The following is a 17,518-nucleotide window of genomic DNA, read 5'->3' on the forward strand; positions in this document are numbered from 1 at the left end:
ACCGCGGGGCCCCCCCCTTTCTGTTTTACACCCCGCCCCGGCGGCGGGGGGGGGGGGGGGGGGGGGGGGGGGGGGGGGGGGGGGGGGGGGGGGGGGCGGGGCCCCGGCGTGCCGTGGGCGGGGCCCACGGGGGCTGCGTACGCCGCGGGACGAGGGGCGCTCGTCGGGCCCTGCGTCGGCGCGTACGCCGGGTGGGCCGCTGGGGGCGCCTGCGTCGGCGCGTACGCCGGCCGGCCCGGTGCGGCGGCGGCCTGGGTCGGCGTGTACGCCGGCGGCTGCGGGGGAGTCTGAGTGGGACTCTGCGGGGGCGCCTGCGCAGGCAGCTGCGGCGGCGCCTGCGCCAGCTGCTCACGCCGTGCGATCTCCGCGGTCAGCGGTGCGGGCAGCCAGCCCGCGAAGTCGCGCAGCTCCCGGCCCCCCGCCTGCCGGCACCACTCGGCGACCTCCGCGGGCAGCGGCCGCTGGGCCGCATCGGCCGCCAGACAGCGCTCCAGCAGGGGCCTCAGCGCGTCCGGGTAACCGCTGAGGTCCGGCGCCCGCTGCGGGGTGTTGGCTATCGACGCGGCGATCGAGATGCCCGCGCCGTCGCCGTACGGGTGGCGACCCGTCGCCACGACGGCGGCGATCAGCCCCAGCGCGAAGATGTCCGTGGCCGGGGTGACCGGCTTGCCGAGCGCGTGCTCGGGCGACATGTACTGAGGGGTCCCGATGAACCCGCCACTGCGGGTGAGCTGGGTGGTGTCCGTGGCCCGCGCGATCCCGAAGTCGATCACCCAGGGACCGTTCGAACCGAGCAGGACGTTGCTCGGCTTGAGGTCGCGGTGCACCACCGACGCGGCGTGCACGGAGTGCAGCGCCTGCGCGGTGCAGCCGATCAGCTGGAACACGGCGGGCAGCGGCAGCGGCCCGTGCGTGGCGAGAGCGTCGTCGAGCGGCAGGGCCGGCACGTACGCGGTGGCGAGCCAGGGCTGCTCCCCGCTGGTGTCGTGGTCCAGGACCGGCACGATGTGGTAGCCCTGCACACGGCGGGCCGCCTGCACCTCGTGCTCGAACCGCGCCCGGAAGTCCTGCTCCTGGGCGAACTCGCGACGGATGACCTTCAGCGCGACCGGCTGGTTCCCCCGGGTCCGGGAGAAGTAGACGGAGCCCATGCCGCCCTCGCCGATCTTCGCGAGCAGCCGGTAACCGGCTATCTCCTGCGGATCGTTCGGCCCCAGCTGACCCAGCACGGCGCGTTCGGCGTTCGGCATCCGTTCCCCCTCGATGATCACAAAGGTGAGATCGTAGCGGGCGTCCGCCACTGGCCCGTCCACGCCCGCCGCCGCCGGCCACCGGATGTGTAACGTTCGTCGTACGGAGCTGGGAAGCGGTGACGGGGGAGGCGATCGTGGGACCGGAGCTGCCCCCGCGCGGCTATCGCGTCGGCGGCTGGGAGGTCACCGGGCCCATCGGCGCGGGTGGCTGGGGAACGGTCCACGCCGCACGGCTGGTGGGGGACGCGGCCCGGTCGGCCGGTCCTCGGGACGTGGCGCTCAAGTTCCTGCCGACCGCCGAACTCGCACCGCGGCAGGCCCGCAAGGTCGCGGAAACGGCCCGGCGCGAGGTCGAACTCGGCCGCCGGGCCGGCCATCCGAGGCTGATCCGCTTGTGGGACTCCGTCGTGCTCAGCGAACCGGACCAGCCGCTCCTGGACGGCGCGATCGTGCTGGTGATGGAGCGGGCCGAACGCAGTCTGCGGGATCTGCTGGAGGCCGCGGCGCCGAGCGAGGCCGAGGGCGCCCGGCTGGTGACCGAGATCTGTGAGGGCCTGGTGCACCTGCACCGCAGCGGCTGGGTGCACGGCGACCTCAAACCGGACAACATCCTGCTGATGGCGGACGGTTCGGTGAAGCTCTCGGACTTCGGGCTCGCCACGGAGCTGACCGGCACGCACGGCACCCACGGCTACGCGCCGCCGATGGGCACCCCGGACTACCTGCCGCCCGAGCGGTGGAACGCCCCGCTCGGCGAGCACGGCGTGAAGGTCCGGCCGAGCGGCGACATCTGGGCCCTGGGCATCGTGATCCACGAGGTGTTCGCCGCGGGCGCCCCGCCGTTCCCCGGCGCCACGCCCGTGTCGCGCGGCGCCGCCTTGCAGGAGTACGCCCACGGGCGCGCACCGCTGCGCCTGGACGACGCGGTACCGCCGTTCTGGCGTGAGCTGGCCGCCGACTGCCTGGCCCCGACCCACGCCGCGCGCGCCGCACACACCGCCGAGAGCCTGCTGGTACGCATCAACGCGCGCCGGGCTCCCGCGGTACGCCGCCGCGGCGGCGCCCGCGTGGGCGCCGCGGCCCTCGCGGCCCTCGCCGTGTGCGCAGCGGCCGCGGCGGTCTGGTCGTACGCAGGAGTGCGCGGCACGGCGGCCGGTGAAGACGCGTACCGCATACGGGTGTTCAATGCCGAGCAGCGCTGCCGGGACCGTACGGACCGGGACCCGCAGTGCAGTCTCGGCCTGGCGGTCGACCCCATGAGGTCCTACACCGCCGACAACGTCGTACCGACACGGGTGTGGCACGGAGACATCCTCGCCGTCGACTGCCGGCTCGCCCAGGGGGTGCCCATCATCGACGAATCGGACACCGTGTCCACCGAGTGGTTCCGCGTCCGCCTCCCGCCCGGCTCCTCACCGTCCTTCGCCTGGCTGCCCGCGGTGCGCACGAAGGACCGCCCCTCGGTCCCCGGCTGCCCCCGTCCCCCCGCCGCATCCTCCAACACGAAGTATTAGCAGGGGGCTTCGAGGAGAGTCACTCCGGAGCGTTCCGGATGCCCCGCCCGCCACCCCCGCGGCTACCTTCCGCTGCAAGTGACTCCGAGGCGAAGGAGCAGGCCGTGCACGGCTTGGCTGCTGCACGACGCGCGCGACTCAGAACAACGATCCTGCTGGTCATGGCGGCCGTGTCCGCCCTCGGCCCACCGGCCTGGGCGGCGCAGGGCGCGCACGGCGTGCCCGGCCCCCTCGGGCACACCGCGACGGCCGAGATGTACTGCGGCATCCCCGCGGAGCGGGACATCGCGGTGACCCGCAAGGTCTACGAGGTCGGCCAGCGCCGGGGCGCGTCCGACAAGGTGATGCTCGCCGGATTCGAGACGGGCTGGGTCGAGTCCCGTATGAACAACCTGAACTGCGGGGACCGGGACTCGCTCGGCGTCTTCCAGCAACGGCCCTCGCAGGGCTGGGGCTCGCCCGAGCAGATACTCGACGTCGACTACTCGGCGAACAAGTTCTTCGAAGTGGCCCAGCAGATGGAACCGGGCATGGAGGGCAGCACTGCCGGGCAGCTCGCCCAGGCCGTCCAGCGCTCCGCCTATCCGGACCGCTACGACCAGGCGGAGGGCACGGCACGGGCGCAGCGGGACGAGGCCTTCCAGCCGTACGGCACGATCGGCGCGAAGTACGACGGCCTCGGCGGCCCGGGCGGCCCGCTCGGCACGCCGGTCCGCGCCTGGGAGAACTCCTCGCTGGGCGGCCGCTTCCAGGCCTTCCGGAACGGGATCGTGATCTGGCATCCGGATGTGGCGTACGCGGTCTACGGGGACATCCTGCAGAAGTTCTGGGCGACGGACGCGGAGCGTCGTTGGGGTTTCCCGACGATGGACGAGGCGGAAGCCGCGCAGGCGCCGAACGGGACGCGGGGCCGGTACCAGTTCTTCGAGCAGGGCCTGTTCCTGTGGTCTCCGCAGACCGGGACGCATGTGGTCCACGGGGCGATCTACGAGGCGTTCCACGCGGCCGGGCACGAGAAGGCGCTGGGTTATGCGGTGTCCGACGAGATGGACGAGGCCGGCGGGAAGGTCCAGCAGTTCCAGAAGGTGACCATCCACTGGAACCCGGCCAGGGGCACCTGGATCACCAACAACTGACGACGGCTGCGCACGGCGTGGCCGGCGGCTGGGAGGCGGGCTCAGTTCGCCCCCCAGCCGCCGTCGAGCGGCAGCGATGCCCCGGTGAGGTGGCCGGTGTGGGGACCGCACAGCCACAGAGCTGCCGCCGCGACCTCCTCGGGCTCGATCAGCCGCTTGATCGCCGACCGCGCCAGCAGCACCTCGGACAGCACGTCGCCCGGGCTGATGCCGTGCGCCGCGGCCTGGGCCTCGATCTGCGCCTCGACCAGGGGCGTCCGTACGTACCCGGGGCTGATGCAGTTGCTGGTCACACCGTACGGGGCGCCCTCCAGCGCGGTGACCTTGCTCAACCCCTCCAGCCCGTGTTTGGCCGCGACGTAGGCGGACTTGAAGGCGCTGGCCCGCAGACCGTGGACGCTGGAGATGTTGACCACGCGGCCCCAGCGGGCGCCGTACATGTGCGGCAGCACCCGCCGCAGCAGCAGGAACGGCGCGGTGACCATCACCTGCTGGATCAGGGTGAAACGCTCGGGCGGGAACTCCGTGAGCGGAGCCACGTGTTGCAGCCCGGCGCTGTTGACCAGGATGTCCACCGCGTCGGGCAGGGCCTCGATGGCGCCCGGGTCGGAAAGATCGGCCGTGTGGGCCCGGGCCCGCCCGCCCAACGCCCGCGCCACGGCGTCGGCCGATTCCCCGTCGCGGTCCACCACGTGCACGGTGGCCCCGGCGGCGGCCAGGGCCACCGCGCACGCCCTGCCGATGCCGCTGCCGCCGCCCGTGACGAGAGCGACACGCCCCCGCAGAAATTCGCTCGTCATGGCGGGCAACAGTAGGCACCGGCGCGTACGCCGCCCATGGTGCGGGGCGCCACACTCACCGGGTCCGCCGTGGTGCCCGCGCACATGGGGATCTCAGGTGCGCAGGACCACCAGCCCGTTCGCGGTGGGCAGGCTGCCCGGGCTGAGCGGAGCGAAGGTGTGCGGGAGCGCGAGGCGCGGAGGACCGAGCTCCGGGTCCTCCGGGGCTTCGAACAGGTATGCCGCCGCCGCGGTGGGGTCGCTGACCAGGTGCGGCCCGTCGACCGCGCTGGCGCCGCGCGCGAGCGGGGCGAGGGCGGTGCGAAAGACGCTCCGCAGCTGCCGCAGGGTCTCCGGGGTGACGTGCTCCCGCAGCGGCTGCTCCGGCGGCGGGACGGGATCGGCCTGCGTGGCTCCCGGGCCGTCCGGCCGGTCGGCCCCGCCCTCGGCCAGCGCCTGCGGGGCGTCCGGGGCGTCCGGCGGGATCGCGCCCGACAGCAGCAGGGCCAGCAGCACGGGTACGGCCTTGCGGCGCAGTGCCTCGGTGGCCTCGCGCAGCCGGTGGGCGTGCGTGGCGGGCAGGGAGAGCGCGAGGCTGCCGGCCGCGTCACCGATCGCGATGGGCACCGCCGCGCAGACGACGCCGGGGGAGTACTCGCGCAGGTCGAAGACGGGCGCGCCGGGCGCCACCGCGTCCAGGGCGCTGAACAGGGCCCGGCTGTCGGTGATGGTCCGCGGGGTGAGCCGGGCGGGCCGGTGCCGGGCCACGTGGTCCGCGCGCCGGTCGTGGTCGAGCTGGGTCAGCAGGCACTTGCCGACGGCGCTGGCGTGCGCGGCGTCCCGGAAGTCCACCCACTCCCGCACCGGCGGGGCCCCGGGCCCGTCGGCCGTCTGCGTGATCCGGACCTCGCCCTCGGCGTACCGGCTCAGGTACACGGCCGCGCCCGCGCTGTCCCGGGCCAGCGCGAGCGTGAGCTGGAGCTGCCCCGCGAGTCCCCGGCCGCCGGGGGCCGCGAGCCGGTCGAGGGCGGGCCCGCGGCCGTACACCCCGGCTCCCGGGCGGTACGCGTACCCCTCCTCGCACAGCATGGCCAGCAGCGGGCCGAACTCCGCCTCGGCCAGGCCCGCCTCCCGCCGGAGCTGGGCGGCCCGCACTCCGAGCGGATGCCGCTCCAGGACCCGTACGACGGCCAGGGCGCGGCGCGCCTCGGCCAGGGCCTCGCCCGCGTCGGGCCGTACGGCGCTCCCGCGCGCGGCGGCCGCCAGCGCGGGGTGGCGCAGCGGGCCCGCCCCCAGGCGGGGCGGTGCGGCCGGGGCCGTCGCCGCGGGCGACGGCCGGAACGCGGCCAGCGCGACGGTCAGCCCCGGCCGCGGCAGCGGTACGGGGCCCAGGTCGGGGTCGTCGAGCTGGTCGACGTAGCGCAGGACGGCCGCCTGCGCGCACAGCCGTACCTCCCGCAGGTCCCGGCGGCCGCCCGGCCTGAATCCGCGCCCGCCCAGCTCGCGCGCCCAGACCCGGGCGTCGTGGTGCTCGCCGCGCCGGGAGTGGTCGAGGAACAGGCAGTAGGCGGCGGGAGCGGTGCGCGCGCGCCCGGACCCGGCGGCGAACTGCCACCAGAAGCGGGCCCCCTCGCGCAGCCCGGCCAGGTGCAGAAGGCAGCCGAAGACGAGGGCCCCGGGCAGGTGGATGTGGCCGCCGCTCACGAAGGCGTCGAGGTCGGCTCCGGCGCGGGGGCCGCACACGGCGGCCAGGCAGACGGCCTTGAGGTCGCGCCGGGCCCGTTCGGAGTCGAGCGGGCAGTCCCGTGCGGGATCGCTCCAGCCGAAGGTGCGGCGCCGGGCGGGGGTCGCGGCCCGCGACCGCCGCGAGCCGCGCAGCAGCCGGGCCTCGGCCGCGCCCAGGTCGTAGTGCGGATAGCGGTCGCGGACACCGGCCCGGGCCAGGAACTCGGCCAGGGAGACGGGCAGTCCGCCGTCGTCGCGCCTCATGCCGGGGCTCGTGCTGCGGCTCATGATTCGGCGGACGTGTCGAGCAGGCGGGCGAGCCGCCGGTGCGCCTGGCCGAGCTGGGAGCGGACCGTTGCCTCGTCCACTCCCATCACGGCCGCGGCCTCCCCGGGGGTGCACTGGAGCCCGTACCGCAGCAGCACGGCGTCGCGCTGCCGTTCGGCGAGCCGGGAGACGGCGGAGTAGAAGCGGATGGTGTCGGTGAGCACCTCGTACTGGTCCGTGTCCGCGTGGGCCTCCTTGAGCGCGGCCTCGAAGGCGCTGATGTCCATCGGCTCCGGCCAGGGGCTGCGGCGGCGCTGCCGGTCGACGATGCGTTGTTTGAGGACGGTCCAGGCGTAGGCGTCCAGGCGGTCCATGTGCAACATCGGCAGCCACTCGTTCATGATCGAATCGAAGGCGGCGTCCACCGCCTGCTCGGCCGCCGCGTCGGAGCCCAGCTGCAAGTACGCGAAACGCATGTACGCCGGGCGCCGGTTGCTGTGGAAGGCCCAGTACGACAGGCGTGCCGTCGGATCCCACTGACTCATGGGCGTCGGCCGCCGTCGCCGGCTGGGCAGTCCCACAGATCCACCACCGGACTCCTCCGGTCCGCCATCGCTCACCGCTCCACCCCATCCCGTTGCGCGCCCAGGAAATCAGCGCGGGCGCAGTCGGAGGGCGCATAGATGAAACCTGGGAGCATTACGTTCGGTGATGACCGACCTGTGATCGATATAGATCACGCACCCGCTCAACCAGCGCAAATGCATATGCCGCCCTCATTCGCGCCGCCCGCGGCCGCACGACGCGTGACGATCCGGCTGCCCGGTCGGGGGTCGCGTCCCCCCGCTGTACCATGGCCACAGCGCGAGGGCCGTGACGCAGTGGTCACAGTCCTCGCTTCTGCGTTACGCCCACCCCGAGGAAATGCGGCACGTGGCGTTTCGGCGGTTCGATACGATGAACCGGATCAATCCGCCACGCACGTCACGTTGTACCGGCATATATGAAATGGAGCATCCGAGGATGGCTCGACACCTGATCACCAGCGCGCTTCCCTACATCAACGGGATCAAGCACCTGGGCAACATGGTCGGGTCGATGCTTCCGGCGGATGTGTACTCCCGGTACCTTCGCCAGCGCGGCCACGACGTCCTCTACATCTGCGCCACCGACGAGCACGGCACCCCCGCCGAGCTCGCCGCCAAGGAGGCCGGCATCTCGGTCGCCGAATTCTGCGCGCAGGCCCACGAGGCCCAGAAGGCGGTCTACGACGGCTTCCAGCTGTCCTTCGACTACTTCGGCCGCAGTTCCTCCGCGCAGAACGCCGAGATCACCCAGCACTTCGCGCGCCGGCTCCAGGAGAACGGCTTCATCGAGGAGCGCGCGATCCGGCAGGTCTACTCGCCGGTCGACGGCCGCTTCCTGCCGGACCGCTACGTCGAGGGCACCTGCCCGCACTGCGGCTACGACAAGGCCCGAGGCGACCAGTGCGAGAACTGCACCCGCGTCCTGGACCCCACGGACCTGATCGAACCCCGTTCGGCGATCTCCGGCTCCACGGAGCTGGAGGTGCGCGAGACCAAGCACCTCTTCCTCCTGCAGTCCAAGCTCCAGCACGAGGTCGAGGCCTGGGTCGCGCAGCACGAGGAGGAGTGGCCGCAGCTCGCCTCCTCCATCGCCCGCAAGTGGCTCACCGAGGGCCTGCACGACCGCGCCATCACCCGCGACCTCGACTGGGGCGTGCCGGTCCCGGCCGACACCTGGCCCGAACTGGCCGCCGACGGCAAGGTCTTCTACGTCTGGTTCGACGCGCCGATCGAGTACATCGCCTCCACCAAGGAGTGGGCCGACGCCGACCCGGCGAACCGCGACTACAAGTCGTGGTGGTACGAGGCCGAGGACGTCCGCTACACCCAGTTCATGGCCAAGGACAACGTCCCGTTCCACACGGTGATGTTCCCCGCCACCGAACTGGGCACCCGCGAGCCGTGGAAGAAGGTCGACTACGTCAAGGCCTTCAACTGGCTGACGTACTACGGCGGCAAGTTCTCCACCTCGCAGAAGCGCGGCGTCTTCACCGACCAGGCGCTGGAGATCCTGCCGGCCGACTACTGGCGCTACTTCCTCATCGCGAACGCGCCCGAGTCCGACGACTCGTCCTTCACGTGGGAGCACTTCACCGCCACGGTCAACAAGGACCTCGGCGGCACCCTCGGCAACTTCGTCAACCGCGTGCTGACCTTCTCCCGCAAGCGCTTCGGTGACGAGGTCCCGGCGGGCAGCGCCGCCGGCGAGGCCGAGGCCAAGCTGGGCGCGCAGATCGCCGAACTGCTGGCCGAGTACGAGGGCCACATGGAGTCGCTCCAGTACCGCAAGGCCGCGGCCGCGCTGCGCGCCCTGTGGTCCGCCGGAAACGCCTACCTCGACGAGAAGGCCCCCTGGCTGGAGGTCAAGACCGACCTGGAGGGCGCGGCGCTCACCCTGCGCACCGCGATGAACCTCATCCACCTCTACTCGGTGGTCTCCGAGCCCTTCATCCCGGCCTCGGCGCGCACCATGCGCTCCGCGTTCGACCTCGCCGACGACACGGCGGCGTGGGTGACCCCGGAGCAGGCCAAGTCCCTGGACGCGGTCCCGGCGGGGACGCCGTTCACCGTGCCGCCGGTGCTCTTCGCCAAGATCACCGAAGAGGACCTGGAGTCGTACCGGGAGCGCTTCGGCGGCAACCCGGACGCCTGAGCCCGACGGCTGCCGCGCAGCCGTGACTCCGTGAGGGGCGCGACCCGTTGAGGTCGCGCCCCTTCGGCGTACCCGGCCCCCGCCCCGGTCCCGGCCCCGCGGCCGTCGCAGGCCGGCACGGGCCGTCACACCGGGCGGCGGGGGCGGCGTAAGGGAGGGGCCGGGCGGGTGATCAGCCGACCGGCCTGTACCGCGCGCAGCGACAGCCGGGCGTACGCGGGCACGAGCACGCCCCGGGCCGGGCGGCGGTCGACGACGCGCAACTCGGGGAAGGCCCGCAGGGCGCCGGCCACCGCGCGTATCTCGGCCATCGCCAGGGGCATCCCCAGGCAGAAGTGCGGGCCGGCCCCGAACCACAGCCGCCGCAGGTCCGCCGGGCCGGGGCCGGGGTCGGGGCCGCGATCGGCGCCCGGCCGGACCCGCGGCGCGAAGGGCCCGTACGCCCGGGTGCACAGCAGCGTGGCGATCACCACCCGCTCCCCGGCCGCGACCCGGACGCCCCCGAGCCGCCCGGGCCGGGCGGCGCTGCGCAGCATCACCGGGGTCGGCGAGGTCACCCGCAGCGCCTCCTCGATCAGGGCGTCGGTGATCCGGTCCGGCCCCCGGCCGCTGTCGTGGACCAGGGCGACCAGCCGCGGCACGAAGGAGACGAGCGTCTCGGTGCCGGTCAGCAGCAACACCCCGACCGCGCCCCGGGCCTCGCCCTCGTCCAGCCCCAGCGCACGCAGCCGCCCGGGCACGGTGGACTCGTCGCCCGCCCGGTACGCGGTGACCGCCGCATCGCTCAGCCGGGCCAACGCGGCCCGAGCACGCGCCGCCTGACGTCCGGTCAGCGAGGTCCGCCACAGCCGCACCGACGACAGCACCGCGGAGGCCTCGGCGAAGTCGGCCCCGGCGTCCGGGAGCCCGACAAGCTCCCGGATCACATCAGTGGCCCCGTCCCGGACGACCCGGACCAGATCCACCTCCCCGCCCGCCGCGAGCCGCCGCACCAGGTCGTCGAGCGGAGCGCGCAGGACCCGCTCGCACACGGCCGCCACGTGCCCCGGCGTGAACAGCCCGGCCAGGCGCCGGCGCAGGGCCGCGTGCTCGGCGCCCTCCATGTTGATCAGCACCCGCTGGCCGAGTACCGGGGTCCACAGCCCGGCCGCCGCGCCCGGCCCGGTCTTCGTGTAGCCCTCCGTGTCCAGGAGCACCTCCCGGGCGAGGCGGGCGTCGCTGACCACCACCCCGACGCGGGGCACCCGCACGGCCGGGCCGCGGGCGGCGGCCGCGCTCAGCAGCCGGTACGCGAAGGGGTGCGCGGCCGTCTGCACGCGCCGCTCCCAGCGCTCCCATTCCTCCATCGGGGCAGGCTAATGCCGTCGATGGCTTGAAGTGACCCCTCGCGCGGAGATCTTGACCTGTCTGACGCGTATCGAACCCCTGCCGTGATCGTTTCTGCAGGAGAGAACCCTGGACAAACACTGCATCTGCTGCGGAATCGGGAGGACGCGCGGTGACCGCTTGGCAGTACTTCGCCGGAGCCGGCATGGTGGCGGCGCTCTGCCCGCTGCACGGCCACGTGGCGGTCGCGGGCGACGGCCACGGGCGCGAAGCCCGCGTCGACCTGTGCGTGCCGGCCGACGCGAAGCCGGGCCGGACGGCCGCGGCTCGGCCGTCGGTGCACCCGTCCGTACGGGCGACCGTGCCCGGACCCGTGCGGCCGACCGTGCGGCACCCGGGGAGCGGGCCGCTGCCGGCTCCCGCCGAAGCCGCGCTCCCCGGGCCTGCCGGGCCGACGGCGGAGGCGGGAGCGGAGGCGGGAGCGCAGGCGGAGGCGGAGGCGGAGGCCGTACGGACGCAGCCGCCGCCGGCCGGGCCGGGTACCGAGCCCGTTGCCGGGGCGCCGGTGGCCGAAGCCGTGGTCCCGGCCGCTGTCGCGGCTCCGGCCGCGCCCGCACGCGGCTTCCACGTGCGCTCGTACCACTCGTCGGCCCTGGCGCGGCGCGGCCCGGACGGCATGTCCACCGTGATGCTCATGGTCGTCGTCACCACCCCGGCGGTCCTCGCGGCCGCCGCGCTGCGGCCGCGGGGCAAGAGCCGTAGCTGACCTCTCATCCGATTGATTCACCCACTGGAGAACCCTCGTGTCCGAATGGCTGGTCCTGGCCATCGCCATGGCGCTCGTCTGCGCCGTCGTCCTCACCTTCACCGCGATCCGGCACCGCCGGGCCGCGGACGACGAGGACACCAGCGAAACCCCCGACGTCATCGAGTACATGACGATGATGGTCGGGGTCGTCTACGCGATCGTGCTCGGTCTGGCCATCGCGGGAGTGTGGGAGGCGCGCGGCGCCGCCGAGGACAGCGTGCGCCGGGAGGCCCAGTCCCTGTACGAGGTCACCCAGCGCGCGGACGTCTACCCGGTGCCCGTCCGCGACCGGATCCGGGGCGAGGTGGACGCGTACGTGGCCCACACCGTCAACGTGGACTGGCCGCGGCTGACGTCCGGCCAGGCGGCGACCGCCGAGGGCGCCGGGCTGCTCGGCAAGCTGCGCAGCGACGTCACCCACCAGGCCCCCGCCAACGAGCTCCAGGCGCAGGCCTACCAGCCGCTGCTGGACCACATCGCGGCCGCCGACGACGCCCGCCACTCGCGGACGCAGAGCGACGAGTCGACGCTGCCGAGCGTGGTGTGGTTCGGGCTGCTGGTCGGCGGGGTGGTCACGGTCGGGCTGATCTTCACCCTGCAGATCCGGCGTTCGGGCCGGGAGCTGCTCCTCGCCGGGCTGTTCAGCGCGCTGATCGTGTTCCTGCTGTTCATGGTGTGGAGCTTCGACGCGCCCTACGGCCGTGGGGGCATCGATTCCGCCGGTGCCTTCCAGGACCTGTTCCCGGCGGTGACGGTGACGGTGGCCGCCGGAAGCTGACCGCGCGGCGGTTGCGTCCGGGTCTCGGGCGGGTCAGGCCCCCGGGGCCCCCGGCGCCCCGGAGAGCGCCATCTGCAGCCGGACCTCCGCCACGACCGGCGAGTGCCGCAGGGCGTGGGAGATCCGTACGAGATCGCGCGGCCCGTCGGCGGCGTGCTGCGCGCTCTCCTCGCTGGCCCCGATGACCTTGCCCTCGGGGTCGGCGGCACGGGCCCGCACGGCGGCCGCGACCATGGCGGCGTCGGCGACGGCCCGGGAGGTCTCCTCGTCGGCGCCGCCGGCGAGGGCCCGCGCGAGGGCCTCGTCCCGGTGGCGCTGGTCGAAGTACGGGCCCAGGTGCAGGAACCCGTCGTGGATGTCCGACTCTCGCTGGATCATCCGCAGCTCGGCGGCGGCCCACCAGGACATCCGCACGCACGGGGTGCCGCCGGGCGCGGCGATCTGCACCTCGTGCCAGAGCGCGCCCAGGCGCCGGTACGTCGCCCAGTTCTGCCAGCTGTCCGACAATCGCTGGCACACCAGCGGGAGCACGAAGCCGACGGCGCTGATGAGCGCGCCGAGGGAGGCGACCGGCGGGGCGAGGTCGGTGCTCAGCCAGTCGAGGTCGTGTCCGGTCCAGCGGGCGACGACGGCGGTCATCTTGGTCGCGTCGTAGCTGAGGTTGAAGATGTAGCCCAGGACGATGATCATCAGGCCGACGCGCAGCCACCCCCGCACCTGGAGGGACCAGCGCCAGCACATGGCCACCATCACGAACGCGGCCACGTTGTGCGCGACCAGGTAGAGGGCGATCAGCTCCCGCATGTACGGGGTGTTGGCGTAGTACGTGTCGAAGTCGCGCAGCCGCTCGACCGGCGCGTCGCCGAGGACGAACAGCAGCGAGAGCGCCACGATCACCGCGCCGTAGCCCAGGATCCAGCGCCGGGAGACGCGCCGGGTGTCCTCCGGCGGGCCGCCACGCCAGTTGACGATCAGCACCAGGCAGGCGGCGCTGAAGGCGGTGATCAGGCAATAGACGAGCGGGGCGGAGAAATTGGGGATGCCGGTCCAGCGGTTGACCGCCTCGATGGTGGGCGGGGCGGCGAAGGTGAACACCGATCCGGCCAGGGTGAGCAGCGCGCAGACCGAGCGGAGCAGCGGGTCCCGCCAGTTGTTGCGCAGGGTCGGCAGCTTGAACGCGAGGGAGACCCCCATCGCAACTGCCGGTATGTAGTAGTCCTGGCCGTTCAACGGTCGTTCCTGTGCCCCCGGTATCCGAGCGAGGCCTCGATGCGGCCCGCCAGCTGATCACGTTGTGCCGGTGCCCGGTGGCTCGCCGAACCTGCCAGCCACGTACGGCATCTGCTGCCCAGCAGTAAACCGAAGGTTTCCGCTTCGGTCTCCTCCTGGACGTCGGCGCGCGTGCGCGCGGCCACCCGCCGGACCGTCTCGCCGAGATCGGCCTCGTCGGAGAGCAGCCGGGCGGCGACGGCGGCGCCGTCGACGTGGTGGCTGCAGTGGCCGGCCTTCATGTGCCACAGCTCGTGGCCGAGGATCACCAGCTGGTGGTCCGGTGCCGTGCGCTCCTCGATGACCACCAGGTCGCGGTCCGCCATGTCGAGCCACAGTCCGCTGGCCGTCCCCGGCGGGAACGAGGCCATCCGGAACTCCACCCGGCGGCCGCGGTGTTTGCTCATGCCCTCGCAGAGGGCGGCGTAGAGGTCCACGGGTTCCACGGGCGCGGTCAGCGTGATGCCGGCCACCAGCTCCCCGCACAACCGCCGCTGCTCTCTGCCTATGCTCACCGTTCTCCCCGTCGGCGCGGATCCGGATCAGGACTCAAGGATCAGACCCAGACTTTCGACTGGGTCAGGACTCGTTCGGTTTTACGCTTTCGAGAAGCATGTCCAGCCATTCGGTCACCTTGTCCCGGTGCTTGTCGCTGGGCAGTTGGGCGGCTCGCCAGGCGATGCCGCGTACGCCGTGGTTCTGGAGAAGTCTTGCCAGCGGATCGCCTGCCGAAGCGGCCGCGGCCGGTACGGTTTCCCGCGCTCTGCCCGCGAAGTCCTGGAGCAGTTGCTGCTCGGTCCGCTGGAGCGCGTCGGTGAGGGCGTCGGCGTCGTGGGCGGTGAGGAAGCCCGCGTGCACCCCGAAGAAGCGCTGGATGGCGTCACAGTGCTCCATGGTGGGCCGCCGGTCGCCGTTGATCAGGGCCCCGGCCTGCTGCCGGGACATGCCGGCGCCGTCCGCGATCTCCTGCTGCGTGTACCGGCGACCGTTGGACTTGACCCGGGTGCGGCGCAGCAGGTCGAGGCGCTGGAGGAAGCGGGTCTGGAGATCGGGTTCACCGGCGGGCCGGCCGTCCAGCAGCGTCCTGACCACGTCCGCGGGGACGCCGGAGGCTTCGGAGAGCCGGCGCAGGTCGAAGACCTGGCTCAGGTCGCGGCCCATTTTGCCCGCGAGTTCGGCGACGCGCGTGACGGTGGCTGCCAGGGGCGCGTTGGCCACCGCGACGGGAGCCGGGAAGCCGTCTGTCACCAGTGGTTCTCCTAGATCGCGCGAGGTCGGTACGGGCACATGGTCGGCTCCTGGAATCTAGCCGCTTACGCTGCGGAGGGCTAGAACTTGCCACAGCTGTGGCGGGAATGAGCTGTCAAGAGGCTGGAATTGCCACAATAGTTGACACTCGAATGAAGTCGGTAGCAGGATCGCCACACGGAAATGAAGATCCAGACCGTGAGGAGGGGGAGCTCTCGGTGCCACATCTCGCAGCGGTGGGCCCGTCCGATGGCCTCGCCCGAGCCGGTGAGGAGCGCCTGGCGGGCGATGAGTCCGCACGCGGCGCCGTGCGGTCAGAGCGACGCAAGGAGATTTTGCGCCAGCGCCGAGAGGAGCTGGGGCTGAGCCAGGAGGACCTCGCGGCACGGCTGCGGATCAGCGTGCGTGCGTACGGAAACTGGGAACGCGGCCTGGTCAAGGAGTGGACGGACCGCAAACTGCTCGCCCTGGCCGAGGCCTTGGAGATGAGCGAACGACAGCGCTTTTGGCTCTTCCGGGTCATGGTCGACCGCGATCCGCCGCCCACCTGGCGCGCGGCCGAGGAGAACCGGCTGCCCGAGGACCCCGCGCAGCGCGACTACCTGTGCGACTACGCGGCCCTGATGGAGGCCGTGCCCTACCCGAGCTTCCTGGTGGACCACCGCTGGGACGTGGCCCTCACCAACTCGGCGTTCGACCGGCTCTTCCAGTCGGTGCGCCCGCATCCGACCGCCCTGCCGGACGACAACTTCCTGCGCTTCGTGCTGTTCCACCCGGACGCCGCGGCCGTGCTGGAGGACCACGAACCGGCTTGGTGCGTACCGCTGTTGGCCCGTTTCGCGACGGCGCTGGCGGCCGCACCGCAGGACGAGGGACTGCTCAGCATCCGCCAGGAGGTGGCCCGCGACCCCTTCATGGAGGCGGCCTACCGGTACGGGGTTCCGCACTGGCTGACCACCCACGGGGCCGACGCCGCCGAGCAGGACGGGGCGGTGCGCACCGTGCGCCATCCCGACCCGGGCTGGGGGCTGGTGCGCTGCCGGTTGGTGGCCGAATCCAGCCGCATGCTCGAAGCGATGGGGCTCACCCGCATCACGCTGATCCTCTCGGCGCCGAAGGGTGCGCCGATCGGCCCGGTCCGGGGCGGCGGAGCGCCGCAGCACACGGGGCCGCGGCTGCGCGCCGTGCCGTCGCTGGGGGACTGATCCTGCGGGGGACACTGGTGTCACGAAACGTGGCACTGCGAAGGGCGGTATGGGCGTGCGGCTGACGATCCTCGGCGGGGGCGGATTCCGGGTACCGCTCGTGTACGGAGCACTGCTCGGCGACCACGCCGAGGGCAGGGTGTCGCAGGTGACCCTCTACGACGAGGACCCCGGCCGGCTGGGCGCCATGGCCCGGGTGCTCGCGGACCAGGCCGCAGGTGTGCCGGACGCACCCGCCGTCAGCGCCACCGCGGACCTCGACGAGGCATTGCGTGGCGCGGACTTCGTGTTTTCGGCCATCCGCGTCGGCGGCCTGGAGGGGCGCGCCGCCGACGAGCGGATCGCCCTGGCCGAGGGAGTGCTGGGCCAGGAGACGGTGGGCGCGGGCGGTATCGCGTACGGCCTGCGGACCGTGCCGGTGGCCCGGGAGATCGCGCGCAGGATCGCCCGTACCGCTCCCGAGGCGTGGGTCATCAACTTCACCAACCCGGCCGGGGTGGTCACCGAGGCGATGGCCGAGGAGCTCGGGGACCGGGTGATCGGGATCTGCGACTCGCCGGTGGGGCTCGGCCGGCGGATCGCCCGGCTGCTGGGCGCCCGGCCCGAGGAGGCCTGGATCGACTACGTCGGCCTCAACCACCTGGGCTGGGTGCGCGGGCTGCACATCGGCGGCCGCGACGAACTGCCCCGGCTGCTGGCCGATACCGAAGCCCTGGAATCCTTCGAGGAGGGCCGGCTCTTCGGGGCCGACTGGCTGCGCTCGATCGGCGCGATCCCCAACGAGTACCTGCACTACTACTACTTCAACCGGGACACGGTACGGGCCTACCAGGAGGCCGAGCAGACCCGCGGCGCCTTCCTGCGCGACCAGCAGCGCGGCTTCTACGCCGAGGCGGGCCGCCCCGGGCAGCGGCCCGGCGAGGCCCTGGCCGCCTGGGACCGGACCCGGGCCGAGCGCGAAGCCACGTACATGGCCGAGAACCGCGAGGCGGCGGGCGTCGGCGCGCGCGACGAGAGCGACCTGGAGTCGGGCGGCTACGAGAAGGTCGCGCTGGCGCTCATGCGGGCCATCGCCCGGGACGAGCGGGCCACGCTGATCCTCAACGTCCGCAACCGGGGCACGCTCTCGGCGCTCGACGCGCGGGCCGTCATCGAGGTGCCGTGCCTCGTCGACGCCAACGGGGCCCACCCGGTGGCCGTCGCCCCGCTGCCGCTGCACGCGGCGGGCCTGGTGACCTCCGTCAAGGCGGTCGAGCGCGAGGTGCTGGCCGCCGCGGCGAGCGGGTCCCGGGCGGCCGCGGTCAAGGCCTTCGCGCTGCACCCGCTGGTGGACTCGGTGACGGTGGCCCGGCGGCTGCTCGACGGGTACGCGGCGGAGCACCCGGGCCTGGCCTACCTGCGCTGATGCGGGCCGGGGCTCACCCGTACGGCCCTGTGCCGGGTGCGGGGGGCCGGGGGCGCTGTGAGAGTG

General features: G+C 73.3%; 14 protein-coding genes and 1 pseudogene. 7 read left to right on the forward strand and 8 right to left on the reverse strand.

Features of this window, described 5'->3' with window-relative positions; translation table 11 throughout:
• Positions 1-1,250, reverse strand: a 1,250-nt coding sequence (locus ACFWB8_RS28765; RefSeq protein ID WP_385233285.1) for a serine/threonine-protein kinase, incomplete at its 3' end; no start/stop codon positions are given.
• 137 nt (positions 1,251-1,387) lie between these two features.
• On the opposite strand from ACFWB8_RS28765, the gene ACFWB8_RS28770 reads away from it, so the two are divergent.
• Both ACFWB8_RS28770 and ACFWB8_RS28775 read left to right on the forward strand, forming a co-directional pair.
• Positions 1,388-2,767, forward strand: coding sequence for a serine/threonine-protein kinase (locus ACFWB8_RS28770; RefSeq protein WP_385233288.1), 1,380 nt, complete (start codon positions 1,388-1,390; stop codon positions 2,765-2,767).
• A gap of 161 nt (positions 2,768-2,928) precedes the next feature.
• Positions 2,929-3,903: an LGFP repeat-containing protein gene (locus ACFWB8_RS28775; protein ID WP_385233291.1), complete on the forward strand. Its 975-nt coding sequence runs from the start codon at positions 2,929-2,931 to the stop codon at positions 3,901-3,903.
• 41 nt (positions 3,904-3,944) lie between these two features.
• On the opposite strand, the gene ACFWB8_RS28780 is transcribed toward ACFWB8_RS28775, so the two are convergent.
• The 3 genes and pseudogenes from ACFWB8_RS28780 to ACFWB8_RS28790 form a co-directional block, all read right to left on the reverse strand.
• Complete coding sequence (locus ACFWB8_RS28780) at positions 3,945-4,703, reverse strand: 3-hydroxybutyrate dehydrogenase (protein WP_385233294.1); 759 nt, start codon at positions 4,701-4,703, stop codon at positions 3,945-3,947.
• 474 nt (positions 4,704-5,177) lie between these two features.
• Positions 5,178-5,948 (reverse strand): annotated as a pseudogene (locus ACFWB8_RS28785) (IclR family transcriptional regulator C-terminal domain-containing protein); the annotation flags it as partial.
• A 743-nt stretch (positions 5,949-6,691) separates the two neighbouring features.
• Positions 6,692-7,219, reverse strand: coding sequence for an RNA polymerase sigma factor (locus ACFWB8_RS28790; protein WP_385233297.1), 528 nt, complete (start codon positions 7,217-7,219; stop codon positions 6,692-6,694).
• A 478-nt stretch (positions 7,220-7,697) separates the two neighbouring features.
• Here ACFWB8_RS28790 and metG point away from each other — a divergent pair, with 478 nt between their 5' ends.
• Complete coding sequence (gene metG, locus ACFWB8_RS28795; protein ID WP_385233300.1) at positions 7,698-9,413, forward strand: methionine--tRNA ligase; 1,716 nt, start codon at positions 7,698-7,700, stop codon at positions 9,411-9,413.
• A 125-nt stretch (positions 9,414-9,538) separates the two neighbouring features.
• On the opposite strand, the gene ACFWB8_RS28800 is transcribed toward metG, so the two are convergent.
• A complete protein-coding gene (locus tag ACFWB8_RS28800) occupies positions 9,539-10,759 on the reverse strand; it encodes a cytochrome P450 (RefSeq protein WP_385233303.1) in 1,221 nt (406 codons plus the stop codon).
• A gap of 152 nt (positions 10,760-10,911) precedes the next feature.
• Here ACFWB8_RS28800 and ACFWB8_RS28805 point away from each other — a divergent pair, with 152 nt between their 5' ends.
• Complete coding sequence (locus ACFWB8_RS28805) at positions 10,912-11,505, forward strand: hypothetical protein (protein ID WP_385233306.1); 594 nt, start codon at positions 10,912-10,914, stop codon at positions 11,503-11,505.
• Positions 11,506-11,542: 37 nt separating this feature from the next.
• Positions 11,543-12,325 (forward strand): hypothetical protein, encoded by a 783-nt coding sequence (locus ACFWB8_RS28810; RefSeq protein WP_385233309.1) that lies wholly within the window; start codon positions 11,543-11,545, stop codon positions 12,323-12,325.
• Positions 12,326-12,358: 33 nt separating this feature from the next.
• On the opposite strand, the gene ACFWB8_RS28815 is transcribed toward ACFWB8_RS28810, so the two are convergent.
• The 3 genes from ACFWB8_RS28815 to ACFWB8_RS28825 form a co-directional block, all read right to left on the reverse strand.
• Positions 12,359-13,555, reverse strand: coding sequence for an MAB_1171c family putative transporter (locus ACFWB8_RS28815; protein WP_385233312.1), 1,197 nt, complete (start codon positions 13,553-13,555; stop codon positions 12,359-12,361).
• Positions 13,552-14,109 (reverse strand): toxin-antitoxin system, toxin component, encoded by a 558-nt coding sequence (locus ACFWB8_RS28820; protein ID WP_365919020.1) that lies wholly within the window; start codon positions 14,107-14,109, stop codon positions 13,552-13,554. The genes ACFWB8_RS28815 and ACFWB8_RS28820 overlap by 4 nt, the downstream gene beginning before the upstream one ends.
• A 64-nt stretch (positions 14,110-14,173) precedes the next feature.
• Positions 14,174-14,842 carry a helix-turn-helix domain-containing protein gene (locus ACFWB8_RS28825; RefSeq protein WP_385233315.1) on the reverse strand — a complete coding sequence of 223 codons (669 nt, stop codon included), beginning with the start codon at positions 14,840-14,842 and terminating at the stop codon, positions 14,174-14,176.
• A 335-nt stretch (positions 14,843-15,177) separates the two neighbouring features.
• Between ACFWB8_RS28825 and ACFWB8_RS28830 the strand changes: the two genes are divergently transcribed.
• Complete coding sequence (locus tag ACFWB8_RS28830) at positions 15,178-16,047, forward strand: helix-turn-helix domain-containing protein (protein WP_385233319.1); 870 nt, start codon at positions 15,178-15,180, stop codon at positions 16,045-16,047.
• A 55-nt stretch (positions 16,048-16,102) separates the two neighbouring features.
• The gene (locus ACFWB8_RS28835) at positions 16,103-17,452 is read left to right on the forward strand and encodes a 6-phospho-beta-glucosidase (RefSeq protein WP_385233374.1); all 1,350 of its coding nucleotides are present in this window, start codon (positions 16,103-16,105) and stop codon (positions 17,450-17,452) included.
• The last annotated feature ends 66 nt before the right edge of the window (positions 17,453-17,518 follow it).

It is taken from the genome of Streptomyces sp. NPDC060031 (genome assembly GCF_042736805.1).
GTDB lineage: Bacteria > Actinomycetota > Actinomycetes > Streptomycetales > Streptomycetaceae > Streptomyces.